A 17,637-nucleotide genomic window follows, 5' to 3' on the forward strand; every position below is an offset into this window, starting at 1 on the left:
AGTCTAGACTTAAGAGCGGCTCTGGGATCAGCGCAAGATGTGAAACTACTACTTCATGGAGGTTATGGTGAATAAGAAAGAAGTTTCTGCAAGCTTAGCTGGAAAGGTTTCTCTCGGACGCGAGCTTTCGGTCCATCGCCTTGGCTTTGGAGCGATGCGCCTCACGGGGGAAGGTATCTGGGGTCCGCCGCGGGATCGTAACAAAGCGCTCGCGGTTCTGCGCCGCGCGGTAGAGTTGGACGTCAACTTCATCGATACCGCGGATTCTTACGGTCCCAACGTCAGTGAAGAATTAATTGCCGAAGCCCTGTTTCCTTATCCCCAAGGACTGGTGATTGCAACTAAGGGCGGCTGGAACCGTCCAGGCCCAAATCAGTGGACCCATGACGCGACTCCTGCTCACCTGCGTAAGGCAGTGGAAGGCAGCCTCAAGAGATTGAGAGTGGACCGCATCGATGTCTACCAGCTCCACACTCCGGATCCGGTCGTGTCCTTTGATGCCTCGGTTGAAACTCTGGCCGAGCTGCGAAACCAGGGGAAGATTCGAGTGGTCGCATTGTCGAACGTGACCAGGGAGCATATTGAGCGTGCACGCAGGATTGTTCCCATTGCCTCTGTCCAAAACCGGTACAGCTTCGCCGACCGCGAATGGGACTACGTCGTGGACTATTGTGAAAGCAATGGAATCGCATTTATTCCATGGTTTCCTCTCGGGGCAGGCAAGGTCGCCGGAGATGTGCTGAACGAAATCGCGAAGGCGCATCAGGCAACTCCGAAGCAGGTCGCATTAGCCTGGCTCCTGCGCCGCTCCCCCCTTATTCTGCCCATTCCGGGAACCAGCTCGGTCGAGCATCTCGAGGAGAATGTCGCGGCTGCCTCGCTGAAGCTCACGGATGAAGAGTACGAGAGCCTCGCAGGTGTTCCGCAGTTGGTCGCATCGCGATAAGGAACGGAAGAGGGCTGGCCTTCGGCACGGAATTATGGGGGATGGAGTTCTTCAAGAACTGTCATCCCTCGCGCCGCCGCGACGTTGGTGGTACCTCGAAGCTTGGTTTTGCGGCGCGGGGGATCTGCTGTTTTTTCAGTTCGACGCAAACAGCAGATCCCCCAAAGCCGCTTTTAAGTTCTTGGGCTCATGAACGATGCCGCAGCGGCTCTGAGGGATGACAGTGTTTAATAAGTGCATATCGAAAACAAGGCTCCGCTGAAGCCGGACAAAGCAACCTGAACGGCGCAGCTCCGCTTCCCTCTCTACCGAGCCTTGCTGACTGCTTTGACGGCTCTCTTGCTCCTCACCACCTCCAGCCCTACCCATCTCTTGAAGACGAACGATCCTTGGCAATTATGTCCTCTATTAAGCTGCTTGGATTCAGAGCTGATGGCGAAGTCGTACGTTGTTCGCCACCCTGGGCAGAACTCACTTGAACAAGATCTTCGCCATCATGCCCTTGTCTTCATGATTCAGCAGATGGCAGTGGAAGAGCGACATGCCGCGGATGATTGGATCGGTGAAATCCATCACCAGGTCCACTGAGCCGCCGTATGGGACGTCAACGGTGTCGAGCCATACCGGATCTTTCAGTCGCTTATTCCCGACGGCGTACACCAGGAAGTGGACCTGATGAATGTGAAACGGGTGTACCTCTTTGGACAGATTCTCGACGCGCCAGTGCTGCAGCGAACCGACATGCACCGTCAGCATGGGGGCATCGTTCATGTGGAACTTCTGCTGGTTGATGTAGAAGCCCTGTTTGTCTTCCGTGAAGTTGACTACGAATTTCGGTTCAGTATCTTCGACGCGCTTAAGGACCGTGGGCGAGAAAACCATATGGACAGGTGCGCCACGCAGCGAGTGATGAGCCGGGGGACTCGACGCCTTCGCCGGGACGATATCGGCCAGAACCATTGCGGGATTGGAATCGCCGTCCGGGCCTGTGTCGAAGCAGTTTGTGCGCAAAGCGGCGTGAGAGTCCACTGGCGGTCCAGTGACGATTGCCTCCACTCTCCCTGCTGGTGGAACCAGCACGTGCTTCATCGACCGCTTTAGAGTCGACGGATCGTGGTAGGCGAGTGGCATGCCATCCAGTGCAACCACTCCCAGCGGTTCTGAATCCAGTTCCAGATCGACATAACGATCCGGGCTGGCGTTCACAATTCTCCAAAACTGACGCTCTCCCGGCGCGATGTCGATTTGCGGGCGCAAGGTTCCGTTCACAGTAAACGCCCGTTCTGGATCCTCAGGAGCAGTGCCGCACTGTGTGGTCTGCATCGAGACTGCTTCCATCACTTTGTTTTTGTCGGCGGCATCGCTGGGCAGAACAAGATCGCGCAGCACCATAATTCGCTCGCGCATGTTCGCTACTTCGGACACATATCGATCGATACCCTCAACGACGATGGCGCCGGACATGCCGTCGAGATCCTGCTGGTAGCTCTCTCCATGGGGGTGAGTGTGGTACCAGTAGAGTCCCGGGGCCTGTTCTGCCGGTACTTGGACCGCATAGTGCAAAGTCTCTCCAGGCATGGCCATCATGGTAAGAACATCGTCCTGTGGCTTGTTAGGCGAAACGTGCAATCCATGGAAGTGAAGATTCGTCATGTTCATGCACGGAAGATCCAGACACTTTTCTTTCGATTGCACAGCAAGGTGATTCGTGTATTCCACATTCACGGTGCTTCCAGGCTGGACACGAATCACCGGTGGGATGTCCTTGTCCGCATATCCAAATGCAGACTTACCTGTGACGGGATCTGATACTGCCGTCAGCCTCACGGGGATCGTCGCTTCAGGTAGTTCTGACAGGATGCGATCCTGCCGGGTTGCAGCTGCGCCAAGCAGAGCAATCATCGCCAGCGATGCAGAGCGTGCGAGTTTTTGAACGAACTTTTTCATGGCTTTGCGCCGAATCAGCTCATACTGTCATCCCCCGCTCCGCCGCCACGCTCGTGGGCTTCTGCCTCAATCTGATTTTGCGGAGTGGGGGATCTGCTTTTTCGCGGGAATAAGCAAACAGCAGATCCCTTCGACCGCAAGATCGCAGAGTTGATGGTGCTGAAAGTCTCGCGGCAGTCGAAGGGATGACAATATCAGGAATCTTTTCCTTGCTCCAGACAGCCTGTTGCAATCCCAGCCTTCGCCAAAATGGCACGCGACCGTCATCAGTAGTATTGTCGTCTCGGCCCACGCTGCAATTCAGGACTGATCGTGACGACTTCTCGTCTTCCTCAACGACCTTGAGTCGAAACCTGTTGCCGAACCGGGGCCGACTTTTCCGCCACGGCAGTGATCGGCACGGTGCGAAGTTGCTGCCCGATAAACCTCCCGTGACCATAGTCCGAGGTGAGCAATCGCCGCTCTTTTTGCGTGCGAACTTCCACGAGCGTGCAGCCTTCGGGGGAGTCGACGAAGATAAGTTCCGCGGATTTCGGAGTGTCTTTCAGTGGCAATGGAAGCGTCGCTGCTTCTCCCTGGACAGGCATGTGCTTCGAATCGACAAGTAGCAGCATGCCTGAATCCATCATGTCAACCTCATAAGTACCTGGAGGCAGAATCGCGCCTTCGAAGACGAACGTGAATGGTGGCCACCTGCTTCGCCGGCGCCTGAGCGAACCCTGCCAGCGAGCAAAAACTGGCTACAGCCAAGATCAGCAAAATATCCAGAAGTTTGCGTGTCATATAAATGCCTCTAAGTCCAACCATGCTTGTTGAGTGAACGCAGCCTGAACAAACCATCGCCTGGTGCTGTCCACACCGCTTTGACAGGGGAGCCGAGCCAAGACACCGAGGGAGGAGGCCGCTCGGCTCCCGTGTATCGACCAGGATTCTTGGTCCCGGCTGGTAGGGATGTTGCACGTTCCATTCCACTGCGAGGACGGGACAGCTGGGCTCTGTCTTTAGCGCAAAAGCCTTCAAAACGTCGAATTTCGCTAAGGGCGGAGCGGCGTGCGGTGCGCGGAGGTTCTCTGGCCGGCGTTCATGTGTCAACTGATTGACTGACGCCGTGTCGCAGGATTCACATGCGCGACCGGAATTCATGCGGTGACGGCGGTGACGTCGGCTCGTCGACCAAAATCTCGAGAAACGCGGATACGTGAATCGAGTCCGCTCCCGCCAACTCGATCATTCCTCGTCAGTTCGCGAACGCTGAAACAAACAGAACCGTTTGGAATTCAAGTTGCTTTCATGCACAGCGAGATGGGTTGGAAGGAGAGCGCTATGAGGCGAAAAGAGTCAAACAGGTCGAGATTTCGGTATCGCGTTCTGTGTGTAGACGACAACGAGTTCGGCGCTTACGCCGAAGCAACGATCCTGCGCCATGAAGGGTACGAGGTGCTGGCTTGCTCTGACGCGTTGGAAGCCGCCGCGATCGCCAAAGCCGAGGAAATAGATCTGGCGGTGCTCTCCTACCGGATGCCGGTGATGAATGGCGCAGAGCTGGCGGCGTTCTGCAAGGCCGCGAATCCCGAGATGAAAGTCATTCTTCTTTCTGAATGGCTTGACGTACCGAAGCGTGAGCTCGCGTTCGCCGATCTGTTCCTGCAGAAGTCGGACTACGTGCATGCGCTCCTCGCGGGGGTGGAGGCACTGCTTCCGCAAAATCGATTCCGGGCTCTGCCTGAGTTTGGCAATGATGAGAACACAATGAGAAGGACGGAAAACTGACATGGAAACACGCAGACTTGGTAACAGTGATATGGACATCACGCCCATCGGTGTAGGCGCATGGGCAATGGGTGGCGGAGGCTGGGAATTTGGGTGGGGACCGCAAAAGGATCACGATTCGCTCGCCGCAATTGATGAGGCCCTGGATCGCGGCATCAATTGGATCGACACTGCCGCAGTGTACGGCCTCGGACACTCCGAAAGAGTCGTCGGACGTGCTCTGAAAGCGCGTTCGAAGCGACCGTTCGTCTTTAGCAAGTGCTCAATGGTGTGGAACCACAACGGCGAGGTCGGCCATTCCCTGAAGGCCGGATCCATACGACGCGAGGTCGAAGACAGCCTGAGGCGACTCGATATCGACGCCATTGATCTCTATCAGGTGCATTGGCCCGATCCCGACGCCGACATAGAAGAGGGTTGGACCGAAATGGCGCGCCTGAAAGAGGAAGGCAAGGTCCGCTACATCGGCGTCTCGAACTTCAATGTGCGTCAGATGAAACGTGCGCAGAAAATTGCGCCGATCACTTCGCTGCAGCCTCCCTACTCCGTTCTGGCGCGGGAAGCGGAAGATGAAATCCTTCCCTACGCTCTGAAAAGCAACATCGGCGTGATCGTGTACTCCCCGATGTATTCGGGATTGCTGAGCGGCGCCATGACGCGGGCTCGCATCGCGCAACTGGCGCCAGATGACTGGAGAAAGCGGAATGCAAATTTCCAGGAGCCGTTGCTCTCCCGCAACCTGCGCATCGTACAGCTGCTGCACGAGATCGGCGATCGCTACGGCCGAACTCCGGGTGAAGTAGCGATCGCATGGACTCTGCACAATTTCGCGGTAACCGCTGCGATCGTCGGCGTCCGACATTCTGAGCAGGTAGATGGAATCATCGGAGCCGGCGAATTTCGGATCGATGTCTTCGAAGCCGCACAGATCGACCTCGCTCTCAGGAATGAAGTAGCGGTCGCGTGAGCAGGATAGCGGCAGTCGCCCATGCGATGGCCGCCGCGCTCAACACTCATAGGCACAGGTGGTGACATGTACTACGTATTCATCTTCGATTTCTCACTCGTAGCTCTTCTATTCTGCGCGATAGCATTCTTCGTCTGGTGCTGGAGCTGGATATCGTTCGGAGAAGATCGAAAACCGCAGCCAGTTTATTTGCAGTCCAATTCAGCTGAGCACAAAGCGAAACTCAAGGAACGAACAAAGCGTTACGCCTGACACAGGGAACACAATGTCGCGGTTAGGCCGCGGAAATTCTTCAGCAAGCTTTCGAGAGGTCACAGTGAGTTCATCAATTACAAAATCGGTAAGGCTCGGTTTTATCGGGCTCGGCAACATGGGATCGCGAATAGCGCGACGCTTGATCGACCATGGGTACGCCCTGAGCGCTTATGACATCCACTTCGAAAAGGCGTCGGCGCTCGCGGAATACGGAGCAGATCCGGCAAGCAGCATCGCCGATCTTACACATAAGTCCGATGTAGTCCTCTCCTGCCTGTCGAACGATGAGGCTGTACGCACCGTTTACATTGGACCGGACGGAGTGCTTGGCAATGCGCGCCCTGGCTCGATTGTTCTGGAGATGAGCACTATCTCCCCAAATACGTCCCGCGAACTCTCGCGTCTTGGAAACGATCGCGGCCTGGACATATTGGACATTGCCATTTCGGGAAGCACTCCGGCAGCCGAACAAGGGACGCTCACATTGCTGGCCGGCGGCGATGAAGAGACCTTCCATTCTGTTTCGTCCATTCTGCGGGTCATCGCGCGGCAATACTTCTACCTCGGCGCGAGCGGTTCAGGAACCACGATGAAGCTTGTCGTGAATACGCTGCTCGGTGTGGGTATGCAAGCCGTGGCAGAAGCAGTGGCCTTCGGGGAAAAAGCCGGCCTCGATCGCAGTCTGCTCCTGGACGTTCTGGCGAAGACGGCGGTCATTGCTCCGGCTCTGGCGGGAAAGCTCGAGAGAGTGGAAAAGAATGACTACAGCCCTCAATTCCCAGTCCAACTCATGAATAAGGATTTCCGTTTGATCCTTAAGACCGCAGCTCAAGTGAAAGTACCAATGCCTGCGACCGCAGCAGCCTTCGAGGTCAATTCCGCCGAGTTTCGTACCCAGGCCGATGCGGACTTTTCAAGCGTTGTCGAGTTCATGCAGACACTGGCGGGTCTTCATTCCTTACGGGAACATGCCCAGACAGACGCGGCCGATGAGCACGAAGCGCGCTCAACGTTTGTGGACTATGCAGCGCTACTAGGCACCCCGATCCGCCCAGAAGGCGCGGAGGGAAAACAATGAAACACGAAACGATTCTCTTCATATCCACACAGAAGATGAGCGGCAATTCGGTACTCGCTGCGGTCAAGGCAACTGGTTATCGCGTCGTCAGTACCGCCTCAACACAAGCTGCCGCTTTACTGTTCATCATGCATTGCGCGGCTGTCGTCCTGTTGGATCGCGGCGAGAGCGAAAAGAACAGCCTTGACTTAGCCCGAAACCTGCGTGCGATTTGCCACGATGTTCCGATCATTCTTCTGTCTCCTAAAACGATCAGTCCCTTGCCGTCACACGTGGATGCCTGCGTAAGTACGGCGCCGCCGCTCGCAAATCTCACCTCCGCTGTGTTGCAGGCCTTGGCGGTGGTTGGGGACCGTCATCGGCGCGATTCATTGCGGGAGGTGGCTTGACCTATCTGCATCGAGCAAAAGCCGTTCGACGCCGAGGTGCATGAGTGGCGACCAGTAATACACAATCGCTTGCGCCAGCAGAGTCGATTCTCTGGCGCTATGGATTAGCTCCTGCTTCTGTTGCGGTAGCCCTCGCCCTCGCGCGCACTTTTCTATACTTCCATTTACCGCAGCCGTTTACCGCATTTGCGCTATCGGCAATCGGCATCACATTCTGGTACGGCGGCACTTGGCCCGGCATTCTGGCCACGGTGCTCGCATCGCTCGTCCGCTACTCCCATCTCGCAACTCAGCGCTCCTTTGACCCTGAAATCGGCGCGGTGTCTCTCGCTCTTTATGACCTTGTGTTCGTCATCTTTGCGCTGCTGATGACCATGGTTACGCAAACTCGCGACAAGCTTGAACTGAGTGTCGCGGAGCGAACCGCTGAGCTGACTCGAGCTAACGAGGCACTGAAGCGTGTGATCGCAGACCACATCCTGGACTCGGAGAAGCTGCGCCAGGCCCAAGCTGACCTGGCGCGCATCAGCCGGGTGACTACTATGGGAGAGCTAACCGCCTCTCTGGCACATGAAGTAAATCAACCGATCGGCGCCGCAGTCACCAATGCCAAAACCTGCCTGCGGTGGCTTACGCGTGATCACCCGAATATTGACGAAGCACGCCAGGCGGCATCGAGACTTGTGGAAGACGCAACGCGTGCTGCAAACATTATCGGCCGCGTCCGACTGCTCTTCAAAAAAGGGACTCCGGAACGAGAGTTGGTGGATATAAATAACGTGATTCGAGAGATGATGGTCTTGCTTCGCAGTGAGGCGAACCGTCACTCGATTTCGATCCGTACGCAGATTGCAGCGGATGTTCCCAAAGTTATGGCAGATCGCGTTCAACTACAGCAGGTGTTCATGAACCTGATGCTGAATGGTATCGACGCCATGAAGGATGCGAACGGTCCTCGAGAACTGACGATCCGCTTGCAACCGGAAAGCGACCACTTCCTGGTCTCTGTGAGTGACACGGGAGTAGGGCTGCCCCGGCAGCAGCTGGATCAGATCTTCGATGCTTTTTTTACAACGAAGGATCATGGGACCGGGATGGGGCTGTCGATCAGCCGCTCCATCATCGAATCGCATGGCGGGCGCTTGTGGGCTGTCGACAACTCTCCCCGTGGCGCGAGGTTTTGTTTTACCCTCTCCACTGACGTTGCGACATATGATCTCCGCACGTAAATCGAAATTGATCGCGCTGCCGGTAGCCTCACCCGCCCTGCGCTACGGATTAGCCTTACTCTCCATCGCCGTGGCGCTCGGCCTGGCACGGATATTTCTGTACTTCCATTTGCCACAGCCCTTCGCCGCGTTTGCCCTGTCTGCAATCGCGATCACTTTCTGGTACGGCGGCGCAAAGCCGGGAATTTTGGCAGCGTTGCTCGCGTCGATCGTCCGCTACTCCCTCGATCCAGGAGCGGGCGCCCTGGCAGTCGCGGCTTATGACCTCGTATTCGTGATCTTTGCACTGCTGATGTCAATGGTTACGAGAGCGCGTGATCGGCTTGAAGTGGGAGTCGCCGAGCGTACCGCAGATCTGACTCAGGCCAATGAGGATCTGAGGCTCCAGATTGCCGAACGGAAGCAGGTGGAGTATTTGATCGGTCAGGTGTTCGAGTGCTCTCCAGATGGGATCTCCATTATTGGGCGTGATTATAGGTATCGCCGAGTTAACCCAGTGTATGAACGAAATTGGGGAGTGCCTGCCGAGAAAATAATCGGCATGCATGTCGAGGAGTTGGTGGGAAGCGAGATGTTCGAACAGAAGCTGAAGCGGAACCTGGATCGATGTTTTGCGGGAGAGGATTTCAGATATGCCGACTGGTTCAGCGACGTACTCGGACGCCGGCGATATCTATCCCTGAGCTATTCGACCCTGCGTCCGGATTCCGAGCGTGTTGAGGCCGCGCTCGTGATGGTCCATGACCTCACCAATCACGTGCTGGACACGGAGAAACTACGCCAGGCCCAGTCGGACCTGGCGCATATAAGCCGTGTAACCACCATGGGAGAATTGACCGCGTCTTTGGCGCATGAAGTGAATCAACCGATTTCTGCCGCCATCACCAATGCCAACACTTGCCTGCGCTGGCTGACGCGTAACCCTCCTGACATGGAGGAAGCGAAGGAAGCCGCGCTAAGAATGGCCAAAGACGCCAGGAGAGCCGCCGACATCATCAGCCACATCCGCCTACTCTTCAAGAAGAGCGGTCCGCACCAGGAAATAGTTGACCTAAACGAAGTCATTCAAGAGATGTTCGTGCTGCTACGCAATGAAGCCAACCGGTATTCAATTTCCATCCAGGCCGATTGTGCCTCAGATCTTCCGAAAATCGTGGCAGATCGAGTTCAATTGCAGCAGGTTTTGATGAACCTCATGCTGAATGCCATCGACGCCATGAAGGCAGTGAACCTGCAGAGACAGCTTACGATCAAATCGGAGCCAGCTGGGAACGATCATGTTCAGATCTCGGTCACCGATACCGGAACAGGATTGCCCCCGCAAGAGAGAGACCAGATCTTTAATGCGTTTTTCACCACGAAAGCCAATGGAACCGGAATGGGACTTTCCATTAGCCGTTCGATCGTTGAATCACATGGTGGCCGCTTGTGGGCAGAGAACAACTCTCCACGAGGCGCGCGCTTTTGCTTCACTCTGCCGGTCAAAGATGAGGCTAGTGCATAATGCCTGGCGACGCGCCTATCGTGTTCGTGATCGATGACGATGCAGGCGTGCGTGTGTCGATCCAGGGGCTGCTGAAATCAGTTGGCTTGCGTTGTGAAACCTTCGGCACAACGCCCGAGTTCCTGCGCGCTCGGAGGCTGAATGTTCCGAGTTGCCTGATCCTTGATGTCAGGCTGCCCGGAATGAACGGTCTCGAGTTTCAGCACGAACTTGCGGATAAGGGCATTCAAATTCCCATCATCTTTATTACCGGTCATGGAGATATTCCCATGTCGGTAAAGGCGATGAAATCCGGCGCCATCGAGTTCCTGACCAAACCGTTCCGGGATCAGGATTTGCTGGATGCGATCCACCAGGCTTTGGATCGTGATCGCGTGACTCGCCGGGCACAGAGCGAGCTCGCCGAATTGCGAAGGCGCTACGAGTCGCTCACCGCGCGCGAACGCGAGGTTATCAGCCTGGTAGTTTCCGGCATGCTTAATAAACAAGTAGCTGCTGAGCTCGGGACCAGTGAAATCACGGTGAAAATCCAGCGCGGACATGTGATGCGCAAGATGCAAGCTGAGTCCCTAGCGGAACTCGTCAGAATGGCGGCGAAACTCGAGCTTCCGTCTGGCAAGAAGTAAGTTGTAGCCCTGCTTTGTTACGGAAGGCGACCTTGCCTGCTCTCGTTCTCCCTTCCTCAACTCCTTCCCAAAATGCCAAGCTGGCCCCACGGTATTACACCACTCATACCAAAGGATGATTGTGCCGCTGTTATTGCCACTGCTAAGTTCTTGATATGGCCAATCAGGGTAAGACAAAACTAGTTGCGATTGTTGACGATGACGACTCGATGCGGAGCGCACTGCAGGGTCTCATGAAAGTGCAGGGGTTTCCGGCACATGCGTATGCATCGGCCGAGGAATTCCTCAAGTCTGGCCACCAGCACCAGACCGCGTGCCTGATCGCGGATATTCGCATGCCAGGAATGTCCGGTCTGGAACTACAGGCCAAGCTGAATGCTGAACATTGCAGGATTCCGACCATTTTCATTACGGCACACGGGGACGCAAGAATGAAAATGCAGGCGCTGAGAGCCGGCGCAGTGGAGTTCCTGGCAAAACCGTTCGACGATGAGGTCCTGCTCGAAAGTGTTCGAGCGGCTTTGGAGAGCTGAGCTTTACAACGAAGCATTCACCCGCCAGGAGGTTCTCAGTGGGAGCTTTTGCAAGACCCGGAATGAGTCAACAAGATTCTTACGACCGCAGGTTCGAGCAGATTATAGGCAATAGTCCTGTTTTGGAATCGGTGCTCGAACAAGTGGAACGAGTGGCGCCTACCGACTCCACTGTCTTAATTCACGGAGAAACCGGCACTGGCAAGGAGCTGATCGCGCGCGCGATTCACAATATCAGCTCAAGGTGCGGACACTCGTTCGTAAAGCTCAACTGCGCTGCTATTCCGCTGGATCTGCTGGAGAGTGAACTCTTCGGCCATGAGAAAGGCGCGTTCACCGGAGCCATAGCGCAAAAGATTGGCCGCTTCGAGTTGGCCGACAAGGGCACACTCTTCCTCGATGAAGTAGGCGATATTCCGGCGGCCCTGCAGCCCAAACTGCTCCGCGTTCTGCAGGAGCAGGAATTTGAACGTTTGGGTAGCACTCGGACTCACCAGGTAGACGTCCGGCTGGTGGCCGCTACGAATCGTGATCTCGCAGACATGGTGAAGCGACGCGAATATCGCAGTGATCTTTATTACCGTCTAAATGTTTTTCCAGTCCAGTTGCCCGCTCTGCGGCAACGCCGCGAAGACATTCCCGCTTTGGTTAGCCATTTTGTGGAGAAGTTTAGCCGTAGGATGGGGAAGGAAATCGAGCACGTTCCTGAAGAAACACTTGCCGCGCTCAGCTCGTACGAATGGCCGGGGAATATCCGTGAGCTACAGAACCTGATCGAACGCGCGGTGATTCTGGCGAATGATGGAGTGCTTCCCAATCCTTTGCCCGCCGCAGGACCGCGGGAGGTCACTCCTGCTCCAGCTGGAACTACGCTGAAGGATTCGGAGCGCACTCTGATTCTGCGCACGCTTGAAGCGGTGCGTTGGGTAATCGGCGGGCCAAAGGGCGCAGCTGCCAAACTTGGCCTGAAACGCACTACCCTGATTCACAAGATGAAGAAGCTCGGGATTTCCCGTCCTGGGCTCGAACGATCAGAAGGGGCTGAGGCCGAGGACGCATCGCATGACGGCAGTTCGCGGATGCCATCTCCGAGTCCATTTCCAATTAAGTGAATGGGCGGCGTCAGAAAGAGACTTTTTGACCGCCGCCGTTCGATGGCAATCCTCATTTCACCACGTCCCACGTCGATTTGGCATTGTGTTCTTTCAAAACCGCCGGCCCGAGTCTTGGCGTGTCAGTCCCAAGATCCTTCTCGTAAACTACGCCATCCTGCGTGAGGATGAAGGACATGACGCCCGATTGTCTGTACTCCGCAGGAAACGCCACTAGCACAACATCTGGGGTTTCCTCGCTAGCGATTCGCAAGTAGTAGCCATGGAAAGGAGACGCATCTTTTTTCGGATCCGGAGGGCCAAGAGTGACAAGGCCTTGTGCGTATTGGTTGATCTCGTCATCCCCAATTGCTTGCGCCTCATGCTTTCTTGCCGCGGCAAATGCGCGGCAGACGTCGATTGCGTTGGTTTCGTTCTCTCCCACTCTTCGGAACAGCATCTCTTGGGTTCCGGCATCGGAATCGAAATGCCATTTACCGTTCTTTGAGACCAGAGGGATCGGGAACGGCCAGTTTTCTGCGCCGATGTAAAGTATGGTTTTTCCATCAGACTCTCGAACTAGACGGTGCATTTCCTGATACTTCTGGCTGAAGCGCTCGCGCTCGAGCTTGTCTTCAATATCGTCGTTCGAAGAGGTGACTTCCTTTCCCGCTCGAGAATCGCGCCCACCGGCTGCTCATCTTCATTTCGAACAGCTAAGTAGAGGGCGTGAGAGGCTGCCCCCTCCGAAGAGAACGTCTTCGGTTTTATTGCCTGAGCAGGACTGAATCGAGCCCAAATCACAAGCAACAGGATGGACACGCCCAGCATTAACTTGCGACCAACCCCGAATTCGGAAGCGTTTTCCGACGCAAACTTCGTTTTATTCATGATTGCTCTCCGTTTTAGCAGCAGCCTTTGTAGAGTGGAACGAATCATCTATGACCTCCGCCACCGTGACCGCCACCTCCGCCATGAAAGCCTCCGCCACCACCGTGAAAGCCGCCGCCTCCATGAAAACCGCCGCCGAAGCTCGACTGCCCACGCATTGAGTAGTTTCTGGTTACACCACCGTGATCAAGGCCACCGAACGCGCCAGAATGCGTGCCTGCCTGGCCATGGCCTGCGAATCCACCCTGCGGTGCCGAGTGACCGCCGAAGCCATTACCGTGAACATCGCCTCCGTGAAATGCGTTTCCACCATGAAATCCGCCGCCATGGTTGAAGTTGTCGTGCACGCGACCGGCGTAGTAGCTGCGATTTACAAACGTTCTGCTGTGAGAGATGTAGACGTTGCGGTTGTAGATAATCGTGTGGTGATGCCAGTCAGATCCCCAGTAATGCCAGCCCCAGCCGAAGCCGCCAAAGAATCCGATGGGATAACCTACGCCAAACATGATTCCCGGTGCGGGAACGAACAGTCCGGGATACCAATACCATCCCGGCCACGGCGCGAGCGGTGTCCCATACACAACCCACGGGTTGTATTCGGGAACGTAAACAATTTCGGGGTTGGTTGGCGCGATCACAATTGTCTGTCCCTGCTGAGTGATGTTCTCCTGCGCCGTACTCTTCAAATTCCCCGCTTTCTTTGCCTGCTTGCGCAACGCCTGGACAGCGTTCATCACGTCCTGCTGCTGATTGATGTAGGCGTCGCCGAGTGATGAAGTCCAGGAAAGGTTCTTATCCATGTTGGCAAGCACTGAAGGAAATTCAGCGAGCGCCTTTACGCTCGGATCCCAAGATTGCTTGTCGACTTCCTGGCCAAGTTGGTCTCCTTTAAGGTCAGGATGCTGTTGCATCCATCGGTCTGCTTCCACAACCTGGTCGGGATAAGTAGCGGCCGCCAGAATCTGCGCTACCAGAGCATCCGGATACAGCGCAATCGGCGCCACAAGTTGCTGCAACTGCGCTGGAGTTTGCTGCGCTGCCACCGTTGGCGCAGTCGTGAGAGATTCGTCTGCTTGATAGGCGAAGCTCGGCAATGCCGCGGCAAATACAAGGCCGCCGAAAAGAACAATTGATACAAACTGCTTTAGGAATTTCATAATTGAACCTCCTGCCGAGAGTAACTACACCTACCGCAGCGACCACTCTCAGCCTTTCACGGACCAGTCCCAATCTCTTGCCGGCAACGGCTACCCTCATGCGGCAATAGAGGGGATAAACTGCCGAGCCGTAATCGGACAGTCGGGATGGTCGCATTCGCACGCCACTTCCACACCATCGCTTCCTGCCTGACGACACAACTCGCTGCAGAACTCCTCCCAAAGTGGTACTGCACAAAAACAAGCAATCCGAGCGCACATCTTCTTTTCTTCCTTCATCAACAATCCAACCCTTCTAGCTTCGCCGACAACTCAGGCGCGAACTCTTCGCTTATGGCACGCAGATCACCAAACCTCGCCGTGCCGTTTCAGGAGGGTTTTCAACGCACTTGCGAGCTACATCGGCGAAAAGGCCTGTCAACCCTGTCAACAAATTGATCGTGGACGTCCGCATTTAGACTCCAGGCTCCCCGCACATCGGCTATCTAGCAGTTCCTGCGGAACGCCCGTTTGGCAGATCAACTGCTCTTGCTCTTGTAGACGTGCGGAGCTTGGTGGAAGGAGGTTCACCAATGGCCAACAAGAGACCGAAGAAATGTGCGCACATCCCGTGTCGATGTGAAATCACGAACGGTAACAAGTACTGTGGACAGGCTTGCCAGGATGCGGGAAGCGACGAAGTTGAGATCGCTTGCGACTGCAGCCATCCTGCGTGTCCGCTTGCAGCCTGAGCGGCAGCGCGAGGCCGGGAACAACGCGCATCAGGATTCTAGAAAAAGGAAAGAGAAAATCATGAATACACGAAAAGCAATTTTAACGAGTCTACTGGTATTCGTTCTTACTGCGGCATCGCTTGCGCAGCAAGTAAAGACGGACTATGACCGCGACGCAAACTTCAGTAAGTACAAAACATTTTCGTTTGAGAAGATCCAGACGAAAGACCCGCTCCTGGTCGATCGCATCAAGTCTGCGGTTAGCACCGCGCTGACTGCCAAGGGCTTGTCGCAGGTTGAGTCCGGCGGCGATATCTCCGTCGTGGCCGTGGAGATGACGAACACTCAGCAAAGACTCGACACCTTCTACAACGGCTTCGGCGGCGGTTGGCGTTGGGGAGGACGATTTGGGGACGCCACTACGACGACTGAGACCTACCAGGTCGGTACGCTCATCGTCGACATGTTCGATTCCAGCACGAAGGAACTGTTGTGGCGGGGCTCTGCCAGCGACACGCTCTCCAACAAGTCCGACAAGAACATCAAGAACCTGGATAAGGGCGTGCAGAAGATGTTCAAGAACTATCCTCCAAAAGCGTAATGAATCGGGTGCGACGCTGAACTGCGTCAAGCACAGAAGCTGTCAGGAATTGACTTGAAATTTGGCGCTTCGTTGCACCCGCTTTTACCTCTCCGGCGAGTCCAACTTTGATCGCAGTATACAAATGCCTTTCGGGGGAGCACCAATATGGGATGAAAAAGCAAATCGATTTGGTTTAGCTGATTGCCGAGTTCCTCTCTCCGATCTGATCCAGAGAAGTGTTTGCTCTTGACATCGCCCTTTTATAGAACCCGGCGATGAGATGTTTGGAGTCAGTCTCCGACAAGCCGGTCTTACGTCGAAGTGGAGTGGATTTGTAAACACTGGCCGACTTCACAGGACCGATGATTTAACATCGGCAAACGCGCCGGACGCAACCTCAGCGATTCGTCTTAGGGCAGGCCGAGTCTTTCCCGCTTTCGCAGCAATCCTTATTCCTGCCAGCGCGCTTTCAAAGAAATCGGCAAGACTCTCAATGTCCGCCTGAGCATCAAGTTCGCCTTCCCTCTGAGCTCGTCTCAATGTGTTCATGAACGTGTGACGCTGTGCGTTGGCGGCACGGCGTGTAATTCGCGTCACGTCTTCATCTCGCATCCCGAACTCACAGATGGCATTAATCCCCATGCAACCATCTGTACTGGAAAGATCTTTGCGTTCTGAAAAATGAACCAATGCGCTCCGGATAGCAGCAAGCGGTGACCCTGGAGCTTGGAGCTCGACATTCATGGCTCGAACGTTTTCCGAGACATAGACTTCGAGAGCCTTCAAGAAGAGGGCGCGTTTGTCCCCGAAAGTGTCATACATGCTTTGCCGACCCACCTCCATTGCGCGCATCAGCTCGTCGGTCGACGTGGCGGCAAAGCCTTTTTGAGAGAAGGCGGATATGGCACGATGAAGAGCTCTCTCTCGATCAAATTCCTTCGGTCGTGCCATATCCAACTCTCCTCGCTCTCAATTATGCGATGTATCCCCCATCGATTGTGAGGCTGGCGCCTGTGATGAATCCGGCCTCATCGGATGCAAGATACGAAACAAAACCCGCAATCTCCGACACATCCGCCATTCGCGCCAGTGGAACCAAAGTCTTCACCGCCTCAGCGTGAGGCGCACTCATGTCAGTCGCCGTGGGACCAGGCTGAATATTATTGACCGTAATAGTCCGAGGAGCGAGATCGATAGCGGCCCCTCGCACCAATCCGGTAAGGGCGGCTTTGGTCATGCTGTAAACGCTCGCTCCGGGAAATGCTGCCCGTACGGCAGTGTTGCTGCCGATCAGGATGATCCTTCCTCCATCCTTCATGGCTTGGGAAGCAGCTTGTATACCGACAAATGCTGCGCGGACATTAACGGCCAACATGCGGTCGAAGTCCTCAATGCTGTAGCTGTCGATCGTTCCCCGGATCAGAATTCCGGCGTTGTTAACGAAAATATCTATTTCCCCCAACTCTTTCACGACTTGATTCACGGTTGCGCGAATGTCCCCAGCAGAGGCACTATCCGCCTTGATCGGGAGTACCTTGCTTCCCGCAGCATCTATTTCGCTCGCGAGTCGCTTTGCCCTCTCTTCCGAGTTGAAATAGGTAAATGCGACGGCAGCGCCATCTGAAGCAAGCCGCCTCACGATTCCTTCGCCAATCCCTCGTGAACCACCTGTGACGAGAGCAACCTTGCCTGCAAATGATCGACCGTACTTTTCCGTCATGTCCATCCTCCGGAGCGAGCCCGCCCGGCCTTATTGGATTATATTATCCAGAATAAGATTCAGATCTTCTCTCCGTTGCAGATCAATAACGAGAAACGCCGGGTGCCCGTCTTCGACCCAGCACTTTCTGATTTTGGTTCTCGCTGAGGAACCAAAGGCGGGGCACCCAGCGATCCAGTAACTATTCGATACACGCACCCCGCGAACAAACGCGGAGTGCGGCGCCCCACAGCGATGT

The 17,637-nt window shown here is 55.3% G+C and carries 17 protein-coding genes and 1 pseudogene; 11 read left to right on the forward strand and 7 right to left on the reverse strand.

The window, feature by feature from the left end; translation table 11 throughout:
* Positions 1–64 precede the first annotated feature (64 nt).
* A complete protein-coding gene (locus VNX88_24810) occupies positions 65–946 on the forward strand; it encodes an aldo/keto reductase (GenBank protein HWY71912.1) in 882 nt (293 codons plus the stop codon).
* Positions 947–1,417: 471 nt separating this feature from the next.
* Here VNX88_24810 and VNX88_24815 read toward each other — a convergent pair whose 3' ends face one another.
* Together VNX88_24815 and VNX88_24820 are read right to left on the reverse strand one after the other, a co-directional pair.
* A complete protein-coding gene (locus VNX88_24815) occupies positions 1,418–2,893 on the reverse strand; it encodes a multicopper oxidase domain-containing protein (GenBank protein ID HWY71913.1) in 1,476 nt (491 codons plus the stop codon).
* A gap of 332 nt (positions 2,894–3,225) precedes the next feature.
* Positions 3,226–3,522: a hypothetical protein gene (locus VNX88_24820; GenBank protein HWY71914.1), complete on the reverse strand. Its 297-nt coding sequence runs from the start codon at positions 3,520–3,522 to the stop codon at positions 3,226–3,228.
* Between the two features lie 694 nt (positions 3,523–4,216).
* Between VNX88_24820 and VNX88_24825 the strand changes: the two genes are divergently transcribed.
* From VNX88_24825 to VNX88_24865, 9 genes are all read left to right on the forward strand, one after another.
* The gene (locus VNX88_24825; GenBank protein HWY71915.1) at positions 4,217–4,663 is read left to right on the forward strand and encodes a response regulator; all 447 of its coding nucleotides are present in this window, start codon (positions 4,217–4,219) and stop codon (positions 4,661–4,663) included.
* Between the two features lies 1 nt (position 4,664).
* The gene (locus VNX88_24830) at positions 4,665–5,630 is read left to right on the forward strand and encodes an aldo/keto reductase (GenBank protein ID HWY71916.1); all 966 of its coding nucleotides are present in this window, start codon (positions 4,665–4,667) and stop codon (positions 5,628–5,630) included.
* 316 nt (positions 5,631–5,946) lie between these two features.
* Positions 5,947–6,963 carry an NAD(P)-dependent oxidoreductase gene (locus tag VNX88_24835; protein ID HWY71917.1) on the forward strand — a complete coding sequence of 339 codons (1,017 nt, stop codon included), beginning with the start codon at positions 5,947–5,949 and terminating at the stop codon, positions 6,961–6,963.
* Positions 6,960–7,352, forward strand: coding sequence for a hypothetical protein (locus tag VNX88_24840; protein ID HWY71918.1), 393 nt, complete (start codon positions 6,960–6,962; stop codon positions 7,350–7,352). The genes VNX88_24835 and VNX88_24840 overlap by 4 nt, the downstream gene beginning before the upstream one ends.
* A gap of 44 nt (positions 7,353–7,396) precedes the next feature.
* The gene (locus VNX88_24845; GenBank protein HWY71919.1) at positions 7,397–8,581 is read left to right on the forward strand and encodes an ATP-binding protein; all 1,185 of its coding nucleotides are present in this window, start codon (positions 7,397–7,399) and stop codon (positions 8,579–8,581) included.
* A complete protein-coding gene (locus VNX88_24850; protein HWY71920.1) occupies positions 8,565–10,085 on the forward strand; it encodes an ATP-binding protein in 1,521 nt (506 codons plus the stop codon). Before VNX88_24845 ends, VNX88_24850 begins: the two co-directional genes overlap by 17 nt.
* The gene (locus VNX88_24855; GenBank protein ID HWY71921.1) at positions 10,085–10,711 is read left to right on the forward strand and encodes a response regulator transcription factor; all 627 of its coding nucleotides are present in this window, start codon (positions 10,085–10,087) and stop codon (positions 10,709–10,711) included. The genes VNX88_24850 and VNX88_24855 overlap by 1 nt, the downstream gene beginning before the upstream one ends.
* A gap of 155 nt (positions 10,712–10,866) precedes the next feature.
* Positions 10,867–11,244, forward strand: coding sequence for a response regulator (locus VNX88_24860; GenBank protein HWY71922.1), 378 nt, complete (start codon positions 10,867–10,869; stop codon positions 11,242–11,244).
* A gap of 62 nt (positions 11,245–11,306) precedes the next feature.
* Complete coding sequence (locus tag VNX88_24865) at positions 11,307–12,356, forward strand: sigma 54-interacting transcriptional regulator (GenBank protein ID HWY71923.1); 1,050 nt, start codon at positions 11,307–11,309, stop codon at positions 12,354–12,356.
* A gap of 52 nt (positions 12,357–12,408) precedes the next feature.
* Here the strand turns inward: VNX88_24865 and VNX88_24870 are convergent, their stop codons facing one another.
* The 3 genes and pseudogenes from VNX88_24870 to VNX88_24880 form a co-directional block, all read right to left on the reverse strand.
* On the reverse strand, positions 12,409–12,576 hold the full coding sequence (locus VNX88_24870; protein HWY71924.1) for a DUF2950 family protein: 168 nt from the start codon (positions 12,574–12,576) through the stop codon (positions 12,409–12,411).
* A gap of 99 nt (positions 12,577–12,675) precedes the next feature.
* Positions 12,676–12,993 (reverse strand): annotated as a pseudogene (locus tag VNX88_24875) (DUF2950 family protein).
* Between the two features lie 277 nt (positions 12,994–13,270).
* Positions 13,271–14,383, reverse strand: a complete 1,113-nt coding sequence (locus VNX88_24880; GenBank protein ID HWY71925.1) for a DUF3300 domain-containing protein — start codon at positions 14,381–14,383, stop codon at positions 13,271–13,273.
* Between the two features lie 792 nt (positions 14,384–15,175).
* Between VNX88_24880 and VNX88_24885 the strand changes: the two genes are divergently transcribed.
* The gene (locus VNX88_24885) at positions 15,176–15,697 is read left to right on the forward strand and encodes a DUF4136 domain-containing protein (protein ID HWY71926.1); all 522 of its coding nucleotides are present in this window, start codon (positions 15,176–15,178) and stop codon (positions 15,695–15,697) included.
* A gap of 333 nt (positions 15,698–16,030) precedes the next feature.
* Here VNX88_24885 and VNX88_24890 read toward each other — a convergent pair whose 3' ends face one another.
* Both VNX88_24890 and VNX88_24895 read right to left on the reverse strand, forming a co-directional pair.
* Positions 16,031–16,630 carry a TetR/AcrR family transcriptional regulator gene (locus tag VNX88_24890; GenBank protein ID HWY71927.1) on the reverse strand — a complete coding sequence of 200 codons (600 nt, stop codon included), beginning with the start codon at positions 16,628–16,630 and terminating at the stop codon, positions 16,031–16,033.
* A gap of 22 nt (positions 16,631–16,652) precedes the next feature.
* Positions 16,653–17,399, reverse strand: coding sequence for an SDR family oxidoreductase (locus VNX88_24895; GenBank protein ID HWY71928.1), 747 nt, complete (start codon positions 17,397–17,399; stop codon positions 16,653–16,655).
* Positions 17,400–17,637: the final 238 nt, after the last annotated feature.

The sequence above is a fragment of the Terriglobales bacterium genome (assembly GCA_035567895.1).
Lineage (GTDB): Bacteria > Acidobacteriota > Terriglobia > Terriglobales > Acidobacteriaceae > Gp1-AA112.